Raw genomic sequence first — 19,152 nt, forward strand, 5'->3', positions numbered from 1 at the left:
TTCAAATGGCAACAGTCAATATCCAGAACATCCAGAAGCGCTTTGGGGCCGTCGAGATCATTCGCGACCTGAGCGTCGATATTGCCGACGGCGAATTCGTCGTGCTGGTCGGCCCGTCCGGCTGCGGCAAGTCCACGCTTTTGCGCATGGTGGCGGGACTTGAGGACGTCACCGGCGGCGCGATCCGCATCGGGCCGCGGGAGGTCTCGCATCTTCCGGCGCGTGACCGCGATATCGCCATGGTGTTCCAGAACTACGCGCTCTACCCGCATATGACCGTGGCGGAAAACATGGCCTTCGCGCTGAAGCTGAAGAAGGCCGATGTCAACGAGACACGCAAGAAGGTGGAGAATGCCGCCGGCATTCTCGGGCTCGACAAGCTGCTCGACCGGTATCCGCGCCAGCTTTCCGGTGGTCAGCGCCAGCGCGTCGCCATGGGCCGCGCCCTGGTGCGCGATCCGCAGGTGTTTCTGTTCGACGAGCCGCTCTCCAACCTCGATGCCAAGCTGCGTGTGCAGATGCGCGCCGAGATCAAGGCGCTGCACCAGCGGATCGGCACGACGATCATCTATGTCACCCACGACCAGATCGAGGCCATGACCATGGCCGACAAGATCGTGGTGCTGCAGGAAGGCAATATCGAGCAGGTCGGTGCGCCGCTCGATCTCTACGATCGTCCCGCCAATCTCTTCGTCGCCGGCTTTATCGGGTCGCCTGCGATGAATTTCATCGAAGGAAAGATCGAAGAGGGCGTGTTCCGCAGCGACAAGGGTCTTGTCCTGCCGCTGCCGGCCGGGGCCGATCCGGCAAAGCTCGGCGGAAAGTCTCTGGTCTACGGCATTCGCCCTGAACATATCCGCGCCGACAATGCCGGCGGTGTTCAGGGGCGTGTCGAGATCGTCGAAGGGACGGGTTCGGAAATCTTCGCCCGTGTGGCCAGCCATGGCGAGCAGATCTCCTGCCTGTTCCGCGAACGCCTGAGCATCCATTTCGGCGACGAGATCGGTTTGGCGATCGACCCGAGCAAGGTACATCTGTTCGACAAGGTGAGTGGCCAGCGGCTTTGATCCTTCCGGGGGCAAGACCCCTCCCAACCCTCCCCACAAGGGGGAGGGCTTAACCCAGCCGGACCGTCAGGGATAAATTGGCGCAATCTGTTGCTACGGGTCTTCTCCCCCCTTGTGGGGGAGATGGCCGGCAGGCCAGAGGGGGATTTTCTCTTCGCACCAAAACCCAATTGCGGCCCGACTGCCTTTTGTAATGGATCGCACTGATATGACCTCATTCATTGGTATCGACGTCGGCACCGGAAGCGCCCGTGCCGGGATTTTTGATGCGCAAGGCACTTTGCTCGCGGCGCATTCGCAGGCGATCGCGACCGAAAAGCCGAAGCCGGATTTCGTCAATCAATCGTCGCGCGACATCTGGGCGGCGATCTCAACTTGCGTGAAGACGGCGATGGCGGATGCCGGACTTGCTGCTTCCGATATCGCGGGCATCGGGTTCGATGCCACCTGCTCGCTCGTCGTGGTGGACGGGAAGGGCGGGCCGGTTACCGTCAGCCCCGGCGGTGATGACGACTGGAACATCATCGTGTGGATGGACCACCGCGCCATCGGCGATGCGGACCAGATCAACGCGCTGAAAAGCCCGGTTCTCGATTATGTCGGCGGCGTCATCTCACCGGAGATGGAGACGCCGAAACTGCGCTGGCTGAAACGCGAGATGCCGCGGAGCTTCGCCCGCGCGCATGCGTTTTTCGATCTGCCCGACTGGCTGGTCCATAAGGCCACGGGTGAAGACATCCGTTCGCTGTGCAGCACGGTGTGCAAATGGACCTATCTCGGCCAGAACGGAACGAAGGGTGAGGGCTGGGACAAGTCCTATTTCGAAAGCGCCGGGATTGCCGAGCTTGGTGCCGATAATTTCCGCGCCATCGGCAACCGGTTCGCGGCACCCGGAGACAAGGTCGGATCGCTTTCTGATGCCGCAGCAGCCGATCTTGGGCTTGCTCCCGGCACGGCCGTTGCCGCCAGCCTGATCGATGCCTATTCCGGTGCACTCGGTACGATGGGTGTCGATCTTCGCGACGGCGCGCTCGATGAGCGTCTGGCGCTGATTGCCGGAACCTCGTCCTGCCATATCACCGTCAGTGCAAAACCGGCCTTCGTGCCGGGCGTCTGGGGACCTTACTTCTCCGTTCTGCTGCCGGGCCTCTGGGCCAACGAGGCTGGCCAATCGGCGGCCGGCGCGCTAATCGACAGGGTGATCGAGGGACATGCCGCGATCTATCAGGCCCGTGAGGCCGCAAAGGCCGAGGGCATCTCGGTGTTCACGCTGTTCGACCGACGGCTTGAGGCGATGGCTGAAGACGGTGAGACGGCGACGCTGACGAAATCGCGGCATGTGCAGCCGGATTTTCACGGAAACCGTTCGCCGCTTGCCGATCCGCTGCGCAAGGGCGGGATTACCGGTCTCACGCTCGATCGCGGGCTGGACGATCTGGCGCTCGATTATCTCGCGACGCTGCAGGCGCTCGCTTACGGCACACGCCATATCATCGCGGAAATGCGCGCCAATGGCGTCACCGTCGATACGCTGGTCGTCAGCGGTGGGCTCGCCCAGAACAAGCTGTTTTTGCGCGAGCATGCGGATGCGACGGGCTGCGCCATCGTAGTGCCGGATCAGCGCGAGCCGGTTTTGGTCGGCAGCGCCATGTTGGGCGCAGTGGCGAGCGGTCACTATGCCGACCTGCCTGCCGCCATGCGCGCCATGAGCGGCCCCGGCAGCCGGATCACACCGCGCGGGGGCGAGATCGCTACCTATCACGACCGCAAATATCACGTCTTCCGCCGCATGCAGGAGGACTTTGTTGCCTATGCCGAGCTGATGGCCGGCGCTGATCATTGATTTGAGGGATGAGGAACATGACCAAAGAGATTGCACTTTTCGCCAGCGGCGACCTTCGCCTGTCCGCCAACCAGCAATGCTGGGCGACCCAGGACGCGATGGAGAAGAAACTCGGCGAGGTGCTCGCCAGCCTCGGCTACACGGTGAAGCGCGCTCACGCCTACAAGCCGGAAGAAGGCCACGGCTTTCTCGCCTCGCAGCGCGAGGGCATGGATGCGTTTGCGAAGATCGATCCCAATGTGCCGGTGATCGTCGCGGAATCCGTCTGGCAGTATTCGCACCATGTGCTTGCCGGTCTCACCAGCCACAAGGGGCCGATCCTGACCGTCGCCAACTGGTCCGGCCAGTGGCCGGGGCTGGTCGGCCTGCTCAATCTCAACGGCTCGCTGACCAAGGCGGGCGTTGCCTATTCCTCGCTGTGGAGCGAGACCTTTGACGACGATTTCTTCCGCAACGGTCTTTCCCAATGGCTGTCGAAAGGCACCGTCGACCACGACACCAGCCATGTAACACCGTTCAGGGCCGGCAATGTGCCGCGGGACCTCAAGACACTGGCGAAGGAGATCGCGCAGGATTTCCGCACCAACAAGGTCATCCTCGGCATTTTCGACGAGGGCTGCATGGGCATGTACAATGCCATCGTGCCGGACGAGTTGCTGATGCCGCTCGGCATCTTCAAGGAACGCCTGTCGCAGTCGGCGCTTTATTTCGCTACCAATCAGGTGCCGGTAGAAGAAGGCCGTGCGGTCTATCAGGAGCTGCTCGCCAAGGGCATGAAGTTCCACCTCGGGACGGATCCGAAGCAGGATCTGACCGAGGATCAGGTGATCGACCAGTGCCGGATGTATATCGCGGCCGTGCGCATTGCCGAGGACTTTGGTTGCGAGGCGATCGGCATCCAGTATCAGCAGGGGCTCAAGGATCTGCTGCCGGCATCCGATCTTGTCGAGGGTATTCTCAATGATGACGGGCGTCCGGATGTCAAAGGCCGTGACGGCAAGGTCATCCGACACGGCAGGGCGATCGTGCATTTCAACGAGGTAGACGAATGCGCCGGTCTCGACGGGCTGATGACCAACCGCCTGCACCGGGCGCTTGGCCAGCCGGTGGAAAACACCCTGCATGACCTGCGCTGGGGCGGCATCGACCCAACCGGTACGGTCGATGGTTTCGTCTGGGTGTTCGAGATTTCCGGTGCGGCCCCGCCGGCCCATCACGAAGGCGGCTGGGCCGGATCGGACAGTCTGCGCCAGCCGCCTATGTTTTTTCCCGCAGGCGGGGGCACGCTGCGCGGTATCGCCAGGCCGGGCGAAATCATCTGGTCGCGCATCTTCGTCGAAGACAACCGGCTGAAGATGGATATCGGCCGCGGTCAGGCCGTCTCCCTGCCGAAGGAAGAAACCGAACGCCGGTGGAAATCCACCAACGAACAGTGGCCGATGATGCATGCGGTACTGACCGGCGTTTCCCGCGACCAGATGATGGCCCGCCACAAGGCCAACCATATCCAGGTGGCTTACGCCAATTCAGCGGCTGAGGCGGATCGGGCGGCGCTTGCCAAGGCGGCACTTGCGGCGGAACTCGGGCTTGAAGTCAACTTCTGCGGTGTGGATCTCGGCTGAGGCGACTTGATGGCGATCGAGTTTCGGGGGAGGGCGATGCATTCGCCCTCAGGCCGCCGACAAAGCTGTCGCCGCCCATGAGGCGCCAACTACCCTCATTCCTGTGACAAGCACAGGAATGAGGGAGAGTTTGTTTGCCTATGGTAGCCAAAGCAGACCTCGGTATTGTTGACCGCAAGCGTTGTCAGCAATACCGAGAGAGATGCATTCGCACTCCATTTTTATCCGTCGCTCTACGTCACGATGCCTGCGTTTGCCGCAACATGCGGATGATGGCGGAGAAATCCTCCGTCCCGTGGCCGTAGCGGTCGAATTCCGCGTAGATCTCGGCGGCATGGGCGCCGAGCGGGGTTCTGGCGCCGGAATGACTGGCTGCTTCCTGCGACAGCATCAGGTCCTTCAGCATCAATGCGGCAGCAAAGCCCGGCTCGTAATCGTTGTTTGCCGGCGATGTCGGCACCGGGCCGGGGACGGGGCAGTAGGTGGTCAGCGACCAGCATTGGCCGGACGAGGTCGAGGCCACATCGAACAGGGCCTGATGCGACAGGCCGAGCTTTTCCGCCAGCACGAAAGCTTCCGCGACGCCGATCATCGAGATGCCGAGGATCATGTTGTTGCAGATCTTTGCCGCCTGGCCTGCGCCATTGCCGCCGCAATGGACGATCTTTTTGCCCATGGCTTCGAGGATCGGCTTTCCCACGGCAAAGGCATCTTCCGAACCGCCGACCATGAAGGTGAGCGTGCCGGCTGCCGCCCCCGTCGTGCCGCCGGAGACTGGGGCATCGAGCGAAGGGCAGTTCATCGCGCCGCCAAGGCCATGGGCCCGACGGGCGCTGTCCACATCCACCGTCGAGCAGTCGATGAGAAGCGTGCCTTCTGCCACAAGAGTGGCGAGATCGGTCCAGACGGAGACGACATGCTGGCCCTTGGGCAGCATGGTGATGACGCATTCGGCGTCCCGTACCGCCTCGGTGAGCGATAAGGCCGGAATGACACCGGCTTCGGCAGCCGATTTCACCGAGGCTTCGGAGAGATCGAAGCCGGAGACTGCATGGCCTGACTTCACCAGGTTTGCGGCCATCGGGCCGCCCATGTTTCCGAGGCCGATGAATGCGATCCGGGTCATGTCTTTTCTCCCTTTCGTCTTGCGCCGATTGTCGTCAGCGATTGTCCGTGAGGATCATTTCCGCTGCCTTTTCGGCGATCATGATCGTCGGTGAATTGGTGTTGCCGGAGGTGATGTTCGGCATGATCGAGGCGTCGGCGATGCGCAGACGCCCGAGTGCGCGAAGTTTCAAGCGCGGATCAACGACGCTGTCGGGATCGGCGCCCATGCGGGCGGTGCCGACCGGGTGGAAGATCGTCGTGCCGATCTCGCCGGCGGCGCGCCCCAGATCGGCATCGGTCTCGTAAGCCGGGCCGGGTTTGTATTCCTCAGGATTATAGCGGGCAAAGGCAGGCTTTTTGACGATCTCGCGCGTCAGGCGGATCGATCTTATCGCGACGTCGCGGTCGGCCGCGGTCGAGAGATAGTTGGGGCGGATTGCCGGGGCGGCGGCAAAGTCCGGGCCTTTCAGATGAACGGAGCCGCGGCTTTCGGGCCTCAGGTTACAGACGCTTGCCGTCATCGCTGGGAAGGCGTGGACGGGCTCGCCGAACCGGTCGAGCGAGACCGGCTGGACGTGATATTCGAGGTCGGCGGTTTCCTTGTCGGGTCCTGACTTCGTGAAGATGCCGAGCTGGCTCGGGGCCATGGACATCGGGCCGGAGCGTTTCAGCGCATATTCCAGCCCGATCGCCGCCTTGCCGAGAAGACGGGACGCCTTTTCGTTCAGCGTCGGCACGCCGGTGACCTTATAGACGAGGCGAAGCTGGAGATGGTCCTGCAGGTTTTCGCCGACGCCCTTGACCTCCTTCACCGTCTCGATGCCGGCTTCGGAGAGTATGTCGCCGCGGCCGATGCCGGAGAGTTCCAGCACATGCGGCGTGCCGATCGCGCCGGCGGAGAGGATAGTTTCGCGGCGGGCATAAGCGCTTTTTGTGATCCCGTCATGCTGGAATTCGACGCCCTTCACCTCGCCAGCCTCGACGATCAGTTTTCGCACATGCGCTTTGGTCAGGACGTTGAGGTTTCCGCGCTTCATCGCCGGGCGCAAAAAGGCTTTCGATGTGTTCCAGCGGATGCCGGCGCGCTGGTTGACGTCGAAATAGCTGGAGCCTTCGTTGTCGCCGCGGTTGAAGTCATCGATCATCGGAATGCCGGCTTCTTCGGCGGCCTTCTGGAAGGCGTCGAGTACGGCCCAGCGGACGCGGGCCTTTTCCACCCGCCATTCGCCGCCGGCACCATGCATCTGGTCTGCACCCTTGTAGAAATCCTGGCTCTTTTTGAAGAGCGGCAGAACATCGTCCCAGCCCCAACCGGTGCAGCCCATCTGCCGCCAGAGATCGTAGTCGCGTGCCTGGCCGCGCATATAGATCATGCCGTTGATCGACGAGCAGCCGCCGAGCAGTTTTCCGCGAGGGTAGCTGAGTGAACGGCCGTTGAGGCCATCCTCCTTTTCGGTGGTGAAGCACCAGTCGGTGCGCGGGTTGTTGATGCAGTAGAGATAGCCGACCGGGATATGGACCCAGTGGTAATTGTCGTTGCCACCGGCTTCGAGAAGCAGGACGCGGTTGCGGCTGTCTTCCGACAGTCGGTTGGCAAGCACGCAGCCGGCGCTGCCCGCACCGATGATGATGTAATCGTAGGTTTCCATTCTAGCATGCCGCTCCGAATAACAAGTAGTCCCCTCCTCAACCCCTCCCCACAAGCGGGAGGGGCTAACCTGCCGCACCGCTAATCCACGATAGGGGCAGGCGAGTGCCTCGGATTTTCTCCCCCCTTGTGGGGGAGATGGCCGGCAGGCCAGAGGGGGATTTCCTCACCGCCTGTGCTCGAAGCCAAGCTTGCGGCCCAGCCTCGAGGCATAGAACTCCCCGATGATGCCGCGGCGGAAGAGGAGGACGCAGACCATGAAGACGACGCCGGTGATGATGGTGACCGGGAATTGCGAGGTGGCCAGATAGTTCTGCAATGTCACCACGAGGCCTGCGCCGAAAACCGGACCGATCAGCGTGCCGATGCCGCCTAGCAACGTCATGAGGATGACTTCGCCGGACATCTGCCAGCCGACATCGGTAAGGGTGGCGAACTGGAAGACGAGCGCCTTGGTGCCGCCGGCAAGCCCCGCAAGCGCTGCCGACATGACGAAGGCGCCGAGCTTGTAGCGGGCGACCGAATAACCGAGCGAAATGGCGCGCTGCTCGTTTTCACGGATCGATTTGAGGATCATGCCGAAGGGCGAGTTGATGAAGCGCCAGATGACGATCATGCCGATCAGGAAGACGGCGAGCACGAAGTAATACATGCTGGTCGTGTCGTTGAGATCGATAAAGCCGAAAAGATGGCCGCGCGGCACGGACTGGATACCATCCTCGCCATGGGTGAATTCGGCCTGCAGGCAGAAGAAGAAGAACATCTGCGACAGCGCCAGCGTGATCATGGCGAAATAGATGCCCTGACGGCGGATGGCGAAAAAGCCCATGATCAGGCCGAGCGCTGCTGCCCCCGCAACGCCGATGAGGATGCCGATCTCCGGGGTTACGCCCCATTCCTTCGTGACATGGGCGGTGAAATAGGCCGCGCCGCCGAAGAAGGTGGCGTGGCCGAAGGAAAGCAAGCCGGTATAGCCGAGCAGAAGATTGAAGGCGCAGGCGAAAAGCGCGAAGCACAGGAGTTTCATCAGGAAGATCGGGTAGAAAAATAGGGGTGCGACGATCAACAGGACGAGGCCGATGCCGAGAAAGGCCGCATAGGCTTTCGAGGCGGTTGCCGAACGCTCGGTGCGGGCGGTTGTCGTTGTGGTCGAATGGGCGACATGGCTCATGACTTTGCCTCCCTTCAAGCATCCCGGCCGAAAAGGCCGGCGGGGCGGATGAGAAGCACGATCGCCATGATCACGAAGATGACGATATTCGAGGCTTCCGGATAAAAGACCTTGGTCAGGCCCTCGGCGATGCCGAGCATGTAGCCGGTGACGATGGCACCCATGATCGAGCCCATGCCGCCGACCACGACGACGGCAAAAACGACGATGATGATGTTCGATCCCATCAGCGGCGAGACCTGGTAGACCGGGGCGGCCAGCACGCCGGCAAAGGCGGCGAGACCGGCACCGAGTGCATAGGTGAGCGTCAGGAGCATCGGCACGTTGACGCCGAAAGCCTGTACCAGCGTCGGGTTTTCGGTCGCGGCGCGCAGGTAGGCGCCGAGCTTGGTCTTTTCGATCAGAAGCCAGGTGCCGATGCAGGCGATCAGCGAGACGACGACCACCCAGCCGCGGTAATTCGGCAGGAACATGAAGCCCAGATTGGTGGCGCCGGTGAGGGCCGGCGGTGGCGCGTAGGGCTGGCCGGAGGAACCGTAGAGATAACGGAAGGTGCCCTCGATGGTCAGCGCCAGACCGAAGGTGAAGAGCAGGCCGTAGAGATGATCGAGCTTGTAGAGCCGCGACAGGAGCAGCCGCTCGATGACCGCACCGAACAGACCGACGACGATGGGGGCCAGCAGAAGCGCGAACCAGTAGTTGATGCCGAAATATTGCAGCATCAGCATCGCGACAAAGGCGCCGAGCATATATTGCGCGCCATGGGCGAAATTGATGACGCGCAGCAGGCCGAAGATGACCGCGAGGCCGAGGCTTAAGAGCGCGTAGAAGGAGCCGTTGATCAGGCCGATGAGGAGCTGGCCCATGAACGCTTGCAAAGGGATGCCGAAGATCATGGTCATGGGGTGAGGCTCCTCTCCGGTACTGTCGAGTGTGGAGCGTTGCCCCTCACCCTAGCCCTCTCCCCGCGCGCGGGGAGAGGGGACGTGCCCCGCTCGACGCTGGAGAGAGACGGAAACGTTGCGGCTTGTGTCCTTCTCCCCGTTTTTACGGGGAGAAGGTGCCGGTAGGCGGATGAGGGGCCGCTTTTTTTCGCAGGTGGAGCCGTGGTCGTATGCTTGAGAAACCCAGCCATCCTCAAACCCCCAGAACCTTGTGCAGCGTATCCATCCGCTCAGGCAGTTCACCGACTGGGAAATCCGCCACCATCCTACCGTGGTCCATCAGGTAGAAGCGATCCGCAACTTTGCTGGCGAAGCGGAAGTTCTGTTCGACCATCAGCACGGTCATGCCGCGTTGTTTCAATGTCTTCAAAACCTCGCCGATGCGCTGGACGATGACGGGAGCGAGGCCCTCCGTCGGTTCGTCGAGGATCAGCAGCTTGACGCCGGTGCGCAGGATGCGGGCGATGGCGAGCATCTGCTGTTCGCCACCCGACAGTTTCGTGCCGGGGCTGGAGCGTCTCTCGTGAAGATTGGGGAAAAGCGCATAGATTTCATCGAGCGGCATGCCGCCTTCGGCAACGACGGGCGGCAGCATCAGGTTTTCGTCGACGGTCAGCGTCGAGAAGATGCCGCGTTCTTCGGGCACGAAGCCGAGGCCGGCATGGGCGGTCCGGTGCAATGGAACACCGAGCATATCCTTGCCGGCAAAGCGGATATCGCCCTTTCGTTCGCGAATGATGCCCATGATGGTGCGCAGCGTCGTCGTCTTGCCGACGCCGTTGCGGCCTAAAATGGTGATCGTCTCGCCTTCGCCGACAGTCATGTTGACGCCGTGCAGGATGTGGCTTTCGCCATACCAGGCGTTAAGGTTGGAGACTTCGAGAAGCGGTTTTGCCATCACGCGTCCTCCGTGCCCATGTAGGCGAGCCGCACGCGCTCATCCTCAGAGACCGCCGCATAGTCGCCTTCCGCGAGGATTTCGCCGCGCTGCAGAACCGTGACGTGGTGACAGATGTCGGCAACGACCGAGAGATTGTGTTCGACCATCAGTACAGCGCGGGTTTTCGCCACTTCGCGGATGATGCTGGAGACGGTGCCGATATCTTCCTGGCCCATGCCGGCCATCGGTTCGTCGAGCAGCAGCACTTTCGGATCGAGCGCCAGCGTGGTGGCGATTTCCAGCACGCGCTTGCGGCCGTAGGAGAGGTCGGCGGCGATCGCATCGCGTTCGCGTTTCAGCCCGACATTTTCGATCAATTCGTCAGCACGGGCATTCAGCCGGTCGAGCGACGAGGTTGGCAGCCAGAACTGGGTCGCCAAGCCGTTCGGGCGCTGCAGCGCGACGCGGACATTGTCGAGAACGGTGAGGTGCGGGAAGACCGCGGAAATCTGGAACGAGCGGACGAGACCCATGCGGGCCACCTTGTCCGGTGCGGTCTTGGTGATGTCGGTGCCGAGCAGGGTGATCGAGCCTGCGGTTGGCTGCAGGAATTTGGTCAGAAGGTTGAATACTGTCGTCTTGCCGGCGCCGTTAGGGCCGATCAATGCGTGGACGCGGGCGTGGTGGATGTCGAGATCGACATCCCTTACAGCGGCAAAAGCGCCAAAACTCTTGGAGAGACCGCGGGCGGACAAGACCACCCGCGGCTCCTCGTGCAGTTCCTGAACAGGCGCTGCCATTATTTCACCAGCTCGCAACCGGCCTTGGCAGGATCGAGATAGGCATCCTTGCCGGGAATGGTGGCGAGCACGTTGTAATAATCCCAAGGCTCCTTGCTGTCGGCCGGTTTCTTGACCTGCAGGAGATACATGTCGTGGATCATGCGGCCATTGGCGGCCACCGTGCCGCCGCGGCCGAAGAAGTCGTCCACCGGCATGTCGCGCATAGCCTTTGCCACCGCATCGGCATCGTCCGAGCCTGCCTTTTCGACCGCCTTCAGATAATGGGTCACGGCCGAATAGGTGCCGGCATGGACCATGTTCGGCATTCGCTGGGTCTTGGCGAAGAATTTCTTGCCGAATTCGCGGCTCTGGTCGTCGAGGTTCCAGTAATAGCCTTCCGTCAGCGTCAGTCCCTGTGCCGCCTCAAGCCCGAGGCCATGGACTTCGGCCAGCGTGAAGAGCAGCGCCGCAAGGTTCTGGCCGCCCTGCGTGATGCCAAATTCGGCGGCCTGCTTGATGGTGTTCGCGGTATCGAGGCCGGCATTGGCAAGGCCGATCACCTTGGCGCCGGAAGACTGGGCCTGCAGCAGGAAGGACGAGAAATCCTGGCTGGAGAGCGGATGGCGCACCGAGCCGAGCACCTGTCCGCCATTCGCCTTGACGTAATCGCTGGTCTGCTGTTCCAGCGAATAACCGAAGGCGTAGTCCGCGGTCAGGAAGAACCACGTATCGCCGCCCTGCTTGACCATGGCGCCGCCGGTGCCGACAGCGAGCGCATGTGTGTCATAGGCCCAATGGAAACCATAGGGGGTGCAGGCCTTGCCGGTCAGATCGACCGTGGCGGCTCCGGTGTTGATGGTGATCTTCTTCTTGTCCTTGGACAGCGCCTGCACGGCGAGACCGACCGACGAGGTGGTCAGGTCCATGATCGCATCGACCTGCTCGGTATCGTACCACTGGCGGGCGATGTTGGAGGCGACGTCGGGCTTGTTCTGGTGGTCGGCGTTTACGAGTTCGACCGGGACGCCCAGCACCTTGCCGCCGTAATCCTCGATCGCCATCTTCGCGGCCTCGACGGATGATTTTCCGCCGAAATCGGCATAGACGCCGGATTGGTCGTTTAGAATGCCGATCTTCACCTTGCCGTCGGATGCCGATTGAGCAAATGCAGTGCCGCTCGCCAGCAGCACGGCCAGCGACGTCAGGAACGTCTTACGCATAAGGTCTCCTCCCAGAGATTGCAGAGCGCTAATCTGTTCAAAATTGGCAGGCCGCCCTCCTCAAAGCAGCTCTTCCATAAGCACATGGTTGAGGAAAACGGCCGTTGACGCAAGAAGCTCGCCACTATTAATTGCAAACAGCATCTGTGCATTTTTGAACAGATCGGCTCGAGCCGGGGAGGGGTTATGAGCGGCAATCCCATCTTTACCTGGGATGACCTACAGTATTTTCTGGCGGTTGCCCGAACGGGGCAGTTGTCGACTGCGGCGCGCCACCTGCGCACCAGCCATGCCACCGTCTCGCGCCGCATCGACCGGCTTGAATTTGCCCTGAAGGTCAAGCTTTTCGAGCGCAATCCGCGTGGTTACGTGCTGACAGCGGTAGGCCAGCGGTTCGTCGAGACGGCGGAGCGGATGGAGGGGGAAGCCGATCGCTTACAGGCCGAGATCACATCGGGCAATGCGGCGCATCAGGGCGTCGTGCGGCTGAGCGCGCCGGAGGGTTTTTCGAACTTCTTCCTTACCCATCATCTCGGAGATTTTACCGCGCGGCATCCGAGCCTTTCATTGGAACTGGTGACGATCCAGCAGATCATGTCGCTGTCGCGCAAGGAGGCGGATATTGCGGTTGCGCTCGATCCGCCCAAGGCCGGGCCTTACCTGATCGAGAAGATCACCGACTACAAGCTCAACATCTATGGATCTAAGCGCTATCTGGCCGGTGCGGCACCGCTGAAGCGGCGGGAAGACCTGCTCGATCATCCGTTCATCGGTTATATCGAAGACATGATCTTCGCGCCGGGGCTGGATTATCTCGGCGACGTGCATCCCGGCATCAAGCCGAAATTCCAGAGTTCCAGCATTTTCGCGCAGCTGACGGCGACGCTGAACGGGCTTGGGCTCTGCATTCTGCCGCATTTCATCGCCAGCCGGCAGAGCGAACTGGAGATCGTGCTGCCCGGTGAGGTGCAGCTGACTCGGCATTATTACATCGTGCGCCATCGCGACATGAGCCGGGTTCCGCGCGTGCGGGCTGTTGCCGATTATCTGACGGCGCTGGTGCAGGATAATCAGGATGCGTTTGTGGGAGGCTGATTTTCGAGCCTCCCGGATTTCTCGCCAGATTTAGAAGCTGGTGATGACGGCGATGCCGGGTGTCTCGGCCTTGTCGAGATTGACCAGTTCGGTGACGCCTTCTGAGAGGCTCACACGCTTGGAGATCAGCTGCTGCGGCTTCATCTTGCCGGCGGTCAGCATGGCAAGCATCGCGTCGTAACGCCAGGCCTGCATGCCGTGGCTGCCGTAGATTTCCAGCTCATGGCCGATGACCTGCGCCATCGGAATCTGCGGGGTCGAATGCGCGCCGAGCATCAGGCCGACCTGAACGTGGCGGCCGCGGCGGCGCAGGTTCTTGATCGAGTTGAAGCAGGTTGTCGGGTGGCCGAGCGCGTCGATCGAGACATGCGCGCCGCCCTTGGTGATTTCGCGTACGGCTTCCACCACATCCGGCACGGAGCCGCCATTGATGGTGGCGACGGCACCGCATTGGCGCGCCATGGCCAGCTTGTCTTCGGTGAGATCAATGCCGATGACGTTGGCGCCGAGGGCCGTCGCGATCATGATCGCGGAGAGGCCGACGCCGCCGCAGCCGTGGACGGCGACCCAATCACCGGGGCCGGTGCGGGCCTGATCGGCAACGGCGCGGAAGGAGGTGGCGAAGCGGCAGCCGAGGCTTGCGGCCGTTGCGTCGTCGATCTCTTCGGGAAGATGTACGAGATTGGTGTCGGCGTAATCGATCGCGACATATTCGGCAAACGAGCCCCAATGGGTGAAGCCTGGCTGGAACTGGTCGGGGCAGACTTGCTGGTTGCCGGAATGGCATTCGGCGCAATGGCCGCAGCCGGAAACGAAGGGTACGGTAACGCGGTCACCGACCTTGAAGCGCATGACGCCCTTGCCGGTCGCCACAACCTTGCCAGCCAGTTCGTGGCCGGGAACATGGGGCAGCCTGATATCCGGGTCATGGCCCTTCCAGCCATGCCAGTCGCTGCGGCACAGACCCGTCGCGCCGACCTTGATGACCACGCCGCCGAAGGTCGGCTCGGGATCGGGAAGCGTCCTGATCTCCGGCATCTGTTCGAACGCTTCGTAATACATGGCCTTCATGACGCATTCCTCGCCTGTTCAATGTGGAAAGTCCCCGATCCTCAAGGAGGTCGGGGACATCGATTTTTGTGCTACGGTAGCGCGGTAAACTGCGTTTACGAAGCCTGTTTCTGCTGATCCTTCATGAAGGCGATGTCGCCGACGACGCGGACGCGCACACGGCGGGCATCACCCGGCAGGTAGGCGATCGGGATGTCTTCCGTATCCAGCGTGACAATCGACTTCGGATCGGCGCCGGATTCGATCGCACGTTCGCGGGCGATACGCTCGGCTTCGGCAAGCGCCTTGTCGCGCGACATCTCGGAAAACACCTGATCGACTTCACCGGAGACCTGCGCCATCGCCGCACCGAGTGCGTTGGCAACGCCGGCATGTTCGACGCGCAGCACTTCGCTGGCGCCTTTGAGCTTTTCCGGGATGAGGAAGGCACCGCCGCCGACGGCGATCAGGCTGACGCCTTCGGCCGAGGTCTTCATCCGGTCGACGCCGTCTTCCACCATGGCTTCGATACGCTTCAGAAGGTCGGCAACCATTGCCTTGTCGAGATGCTTGACGCGGTCGCGGTCGCCGATTTCGACGAGGCCAGCAGCGACGGCAACGTCGGTCGTGGTCAGAGTATCGCCGCCGAAGACGAGCGCCTTTTCGGTGATGCGGTAGCCGACCGAGCGCGGGCCGATCTTGCGGGTTTCCGGATCGATGATCGTGCCGCCGCCGAGTGCCATGGGCAAAAGGTCGGGCATGCGGAACAGGGTGCGCACACCGCCGACTTCGACGACGTTATTGGCTTCCCGCGGGAAACCGCCAACGAGGCAGCCGATATCGGAGGTCGTGCCGCCGACGTCGATGACCATGGCTTCCTTCAGGCCGGTGAGGAAGGCCGCACCGCGCATGGAGTTGGTCGGGCCCGACGCGAAGCTGTAGACCGGATTGGCCGCTGCGACATCCGCCAGCACGACGGTGCCGTCGTTCTGAGTGAGGTAGAAGGGCGCATTGACGCCTGCCTTGACCAGAGCATCCTTGAAGGCGTCGATCGTCTTGCGGCCGAGGCCCTGAAGGGCGGCGTTCAAAAGCGTGACGTTTTCGCGTTCCAGAAGACCGATGCGGCCGAGGGTATGCGACAGCGTGATGCGCGCATCCGGGATGACCGAACGGACGATCTCGGCTGCTTCCAGCTCGCATTCGGCAGTCAGCGGCGAGAAGAGCGCGGTGATGCCGACGGAGGTGATGCCGGCGTCGCGGATCTTCATTGCCGCGTCGCGGATTTCGTCGCGGGCAAGCGGCACCAGCGGACGGCCGTCATATTCGTGGCCGCCATGGACCATGAAGGACAGGGGATCGACGCTTTCGCGCAAGTCGTCCGGCCAGTCGATCATCGGCGGCAGCGATGCGCCGGCCGGCATGGCGATGCGGATCGCGGCGATGCGCTCGAGGCGGGCGCGCTCGACAACGGCATTGGTGAAATGCGTCGTGCCGATCATCACGGCGTCGATCGGAGATGCACCCGGCGTCTGCGAGGAGACGACGTGACCTATGGCGTTGACGACGCCCTGCATCACATCCGCTGTGGTGGGAAATTTGATGGCGGAAACGACTTTCTCGCCATCGATGAGCACGGCATCCGTATTGGTGCCGCCGACGTCAATTCCGATCCGCTTCATGCTGCAAACACCGATTTGAAATCAAGATCATATCCGAAGGCACGCGGGCCGACATGTTCCAGACCCTTGGGGCTGGTCAGGACATCCGGTGCCGGCAGGGCGACGACAGTGACGCGCTGGCCGTAACGCACTGTCTCCGTGCCGATCGCTTCGCCCGACACGGTGTCGAGCAGGCAGATCAGGTCCGGCGTCATGGCGATCGGCTGGCCATCGCGGAAGGCGACTGCCCATTCGTTCTGGAAAGCGAGTTCGACTTTGGAGCCGCGATCGTCGTCCAGACCTTCGAGATGGGCCGCTCCGCGAAGGAAGCCGCCGGTCGTGGTACGATCCACGTCGGCAACCTTGCCCTTGAACAGGATCTTGCCGCCTTCATGGGCCAAAACGGCTGCAATCGGATCTGCATGGGCAGCGCGGGCTTCAAGAACCGCACGGCCGAGGCTGACGGCCTTGGTCACGGTGTGGAGCACGCCCCATTCCTTGACTTCCTTGCCGGTGCGCGGCGCCTTGCATGTGGCAGAGGTCGAGCCAACTTCGGTGCAGATCTTGCGCGAGATGCGCTCCATCCACTTCCACGACGCGGCTTTGGCAACGATCGCCTCGTTGTCGCGGCAATCGACGAGCGTCAGCGGGTACATCGGCAGGTCGCCGATGGCAAAGCTGGTCATCTGCGCTTCCGGATAGGCACGGCCCATCGCGTCGGCGTCAACCACCGGAATGTCCAGCATGGCGGCTGCGAGGAAGGGCGACAGCGCGTTGCCGCCGCCGATTTCGACGCTCATCACGGCGCGGAATTTTCGGCCGGTATATTCTTCCATCAGCTGCATGGCGCGGGCCAGATGAGCCGGGTCCACCAGACGTTCCTGGCCGACAAGCGGTGCGCCCATCTTGGAAACCACGGCGACGGCATCGCCATCATCCAGTGCGTTCGGGTCGATAAGCTTGATGCGCTTGCCGTCCTTGTAGAGTTTTTTCAGGTTGAGCTGAGCCAGATAAGGACTGCCACCGCCACCGGTCCCGAGAATCCAGGCACCAATCGCGAGGGGGTCGATCTCGCTCTCATCGAAATCACGGATCATGTTTGCCTCCGAATAATGTGCTAGAACCTAGCCATGTGAGGCGAGGGCTGCCTATAGGGGACTGCCCCTAGAATGGGCTTGCCTTTAATTTGTGCATGTCTAGAACGAAGTTGACGATACGATCAGAAGGACCGATTCCCTGCCCGTGACGAAGCATCCTCAAACTCCGTCTTCGACCATCGCGGAAGCAGCGGAACCACCCCATCGCGTGATGTTCCTGAGCGTCGGCCAGTCGCCACGTTCGGACATTATAGACGACATGCTGGAGAACCTCGATCTGCCGATAGAAGCGCTGGAAATCGGCGCTCTGGATGGGCTGTCGCCTGTAGAGATCAATGACCTGAACGTGCGGCCCGGCGAGACCAGTATCGTCACCCGGCTTGCCGATGGCAGCAGTATCGTCGTTTCCAAGCCGCGCATTGCCGAGCGCATGGCGAAGATCGCCGCCGCCTTCCAGCCCAACGAATTCGATCTGGTGGTGATCCTGTCGACCGGACTTTTCCGGGATTTCGAGAGCACGTGTCCGACCGTGAATGCCCAGCGCGCGATGGAATCGACGGTGATTTCGCTTGCCGCACATGGGTCTGCCGTAGGTTTGATCCAGCCGCTGGAACAGCAGATCGACGAGCTCGATATCCCGGCACTTTCGCCCTACAAGATCACCGCAAGCTATGCCGCGGATGGCGACAAGCGGTTGCTGGCGGGGGCGTTGCTCGATCTCGCGGACGCAGAGATCATCGTGTTGAATTCGGTGAGTTTTACCGAGGCCGACAGGCAGACGGTCGCCAAGGCGAGCGGTAAGCCGGTGGTGCTCGCCCGCCGCATCGTTGTCAGCGCAATTCGCCTGCTTCTGCACGGCACGCATCCGGTAGCATTGCCCGGCGTTCCGGCGGAATTTTCGGAAAAGCTGCAGCGGTTGACGCCGCGCGAGCGACAGGTGCTTTCGCTGGTGGCCGAAGGCCTGTCCAACAAGGCGATTGCGCGCCAGCTCGGCATCAGCCCGAAGACGGTCGAGATCCACCGCTCCAACGTGATGGCGAAAATGGAGGTGACGTCATCGAACGCGCTGATCCGCATGGTTGTCGCTGCGGGCCATCCGTAACAAAAATAATCTCAATTGCGTAAGAAAATTGCGTGAAAAAGGCGATTTGCCTAAAAAATGATCGCAAAAGATCTTTCCGAATTGTTACCCACTAGGGGCATTACCCTATAGTGAAGTCGCGCATTCGAGCGCTAGGCTCCCTGCCAACAAGATAAAGCAGGGAATGAACGAGAGCATGGCTTCCACATCCAAGATTGCCTTCGTGACTATCGGTCAGACACCACGCGTCGACCTCGTACCTGAAATGATGGCCGAAATTACCCTCGGCCTGCCGGAAGGCCGTATCGTGCATGAAGAGTTCGGCGTGCTGGACGGTATGAGCCCGGCGGAACTCGATGCAATGCGCGCCAGGGATGGCGAGCATTCGTTTGCGACGCGTCTTGCGAGCGGCGAGGAGATCGTTTCTTCGAAGGCGCTGACGGAAGAGAAGCTCAACGTGCTTCTACAGAAGATCGATGGCGAAGGTTTCGATCTGATCGTTCTTCTGTGCACCGGCACGAAGATCGAGCCTTTGAAGAATACGCTCGTGGTCGAGGCCCAGCGGATCGTCGATTCCACCGTCGAGGCGCTTGCCGCTTCTGCCCGCAAGCTTGGCGTCATTGTGCCGCTCGAACGGCAGATTCGGGATTTCGAAGAGCGTCATGTGCTGCCGGGCAATCCGAGCCTCGTTTCCGCATCGCCTTATGCCGGCGACGAGATGGCTGAGCGGGCGAAGCTGCTGGACGGTTGCGATCTCATCGTCATGCATTGCATGGGCTATTCGGCCGAGATGCATGAGGAAGTACGTAAATCGATCGATGCGCCGGTGCTTCTGTCGCGCCGGTTGGTGGCGAGCGTCGTTCGCCAGATGCTTTAAGGGTTGAAAG

The 19,152-nt window shown here is 61.6% G+C and carries 16 protein-coding genes; 6 read left to right on the top strand and 10 right to left on the bottom strand.

All coding sequences use genetic code 11. The annotated features are described in order from the left end of the window. The first annotated feature begins 5 nt into the window (after positions 1-5). The 3 genes from JNB91_RS24510 (at position 6) to JNB91_RS24520 (ending at position 4,532) form a co-directional block, all read left to right on the top strand. Positions 6-1,067 carry an ABC transporter ATP-binding protein gene (locus tag JNB91_RS24510; RefSeq protein ID WP_220328098.1) on the top strand — a complete coding sequence of 354 codons (1,062 nt, stop codon included), beginning with the start codon at positions 6-8 and terminating at the stop codon, positions 1,065-1,067. A 208-nt stretch (positions 1,068-1,275) separates the two neighbouring features. Further along, on the top strand, positions 1,276-2,910 hold the full coding sequence (locus JNB91_RS24515) for an FGGY-family carbohydrate kinase (RefSeq protein WP_220328099.1): 1,635 nt from the start codon (positions 1,276-1,278) through the stop codon (positions 2,908-2,910). A 17-nt stretch (positions 2,911-2,927) separates the two neighbouring features. Continuing rightward, complete coding sequence (locus JNB91_RS24520; RefSeq protein WP_220328100.1) at positions 2,928-4,532, top strand: fucose isomerase; 1,605 nt, start codon at positions 2,928-2,930, stop codon at positions 4,530-4,532. Positions 4,533-4,770: 238 nt separating this feature from the next. On the opposite strand, the gene mmsB is transcribed toward JNB91_RS24520, so the two are convergent. From mmsB to JNB91_RS24555, 7 genes are all read right to left on the bottom strand, one after another. After that, on the bottom strand, positions 4,771-5,658 hold the full coding sequence (gene mmsB, locus JNB91_RS24525) for a 3-hydroxyisobutyrate dehydrogenase (RefSeq protein ID WP_220328101.1): 888 nt from the start codon (positions 5,656-5,658) through the stop codon (positions 4,771-4,773). A gap of 34 nt (positions 5,659-5,692) precedes the next feature. After that, the gene (locus JNB91_RS24530) at positions 5,693-7,288 is read right to left on the bottom strand and encodes a GMC family oxidoreductase (protein ID WP_220328102.1); all 1,596 of its coding nucleotides are present in this window, start codon (positions 7,286-7,288) and stop codon (positions 5,693-5,695) included. A 165-nt stretch (positions 7,289-7,453) separates the two neighbouring features. Continuing rightward, positions 7,454-8,458, bottom strand: coding sequence for a branched-chain amino acid ABC transporter permease (locus JNB91_RS24535; RefSeq protein ID WP_220328103.1), 1,005 nt, complete (start codon positions 8,456-8,458; stop codon positions 7,454-7,456). Positions 8,459-8,472: 14 nt separating this feature from the next. After that, positions 8,473-9,360 (bottom strand): branched-chain amino acid ABC transporter permease, encoded by an 888-nt coding sequence (locus JNB91_RS24540; RefSeq protein WP_148170480.1) that lies wholly within the window; start codon positions 9,358-9,360, stop codon positions 8,473-8,475. Between the two features lie 235 nt (positions 9,361-9,595). After that, positions 9,596-10,300 (bottom strand): ABC transporter ATP-binding protein, encoded by a 705-nt coding sequence (locus JNB91_RS24545; protein WP_220328104.1) that lies wholly within the window; start codon positions 10,298-10,300, stop codon positions 9,596-9,598. After that, positions 10,300-11,082 carry an ABC transporter ATP-binding protein gene (locus tag JNB91_RS24550; protein WP_220328105.1) on the bottom strand — a complete coding sequence of 261 codons (783 nt, stop codon included), beginning with the start codon at positions 11,080-11,082 and terminating at the stop codon, positions 10,300-10,302. The genes JNB91_RS24545 and JNB91_RS24550 overlap by 1 nt, the downstream gene beginning before the upstream one ends. Then, the gene (locus JNB91_RS24555) at positions 11,082-12,284 is read right to left on the bottom strand and encodes an ABC transporter substrate-binding protein (RefSeq protein WP_220328106.1); all 1,203 of its coding nucleotides are present in this window, start codon (positions 12,282-12,284) and stop codon (positions 11,082-11,084) included. Before JNB91_RS24555 ends, JNB91_RS24550 begins: the two co-directional genes overlap by 1 nt. A 186-nt stretch (positions 12,285-12,470) precedes the next feature. Between JNB91_RS24555 and JNB91_RS24560 the strand changes: the two genes are divergently transcribed. Next, on the top strand, positions 12,471-13,379 hold the full coding sequence (locus JNB91_RS24560) for a LysR family transcriptional regulator (RefSeq protein ID WP_220328107.1): 909 nt from the start codon (positions 12,471-12,473) through the stop codon (positions 13,377-13,379). Positions 13,380-13,409: 30 nt separating this feature from the next. Here the strand turns inward: JNB91_RS24560 and JNB91_RS24565 are convergent, their stop codons facing one another. From JNB91_RS24565 to JNB91_RS24575, 3 genes are all read right to left on the bottom strand, one after another. Then, positions 13,410-14,450, bottom strand: a complete 1,041-nt coding sequence (locus JNB91_RS24565; RefSeq protein WP_220328108.1) for a zinc-dependent alcohol dehydrogenase family protein — start codon at positions 14,448-14,450, stop codon at positions 13,410-13,412. A gap of 95 nt (positions 14,451-14,545) precedes the next feature. Next, on the bottom strand, positions 14,546-16,108 hold the full coding sequence (locus tag JNB91_RS24570; RefSeq protein ID WP_220328109.1) for a hydantoinase/oxoprolinase N-terminal domain-containing protein: 1,563 nt from the start codon (positions 16,106-16,108) through the stop codon (positions 14,546-14,548). Further along, complete coding sequence (locus JNB91_RS24575; RefSeq protein ID WP_220328110.1) at positions 16,105-17,184, bottom strand: DUF917 domain-containing protein; 1,080 nt, start codon at positions 17,182-17,184, stop codon at positions 16,105-16,107. Before JNB91_RS24575 ends, JNB91_RS24570 begins: the two co-directional genes overlap by 4 nt. A 145-nt stretch (positions 17,185-17,329) precedes the next feature. Between JNB91_RS24575 and JNB91_RS31755 the strand changes: the two genes are divergently transcribed. Further along, positions 17,330-18,286, top strand: coding sequence for an AroM family protein (locus tag JNB91_RS31755; RefSeq protein WP_430736359.1), 957 nt, complete (start codon positions 17,330-17,332; stop codon positions 18,284-18,286). Positions 18,287-18,461: 175 nt separating this feature from the next. After that, entirely contained in the window at positions 18,462-19,142 is a 681-nt protein-coding gene (locus tag JNB91_RS24585; protein ID WP_220328111.1) for an AroM family protein, read from the top strand. The last annotated feature ends 10 nt before the right edge of the window (positions 19,143-19,152 follow it).

The sequence above is a fragment of the Aliirhizobium wenxiniae genome, from assembly GCF_019511445.1.
GTDB classification, from domain to species: Bacteria; Pseudomonadota; Alphaproteobacteria; order Rhizobiales; family Rhizobiaceae; genus Neorhizobium; species Neorhizobium wenxiniae_A.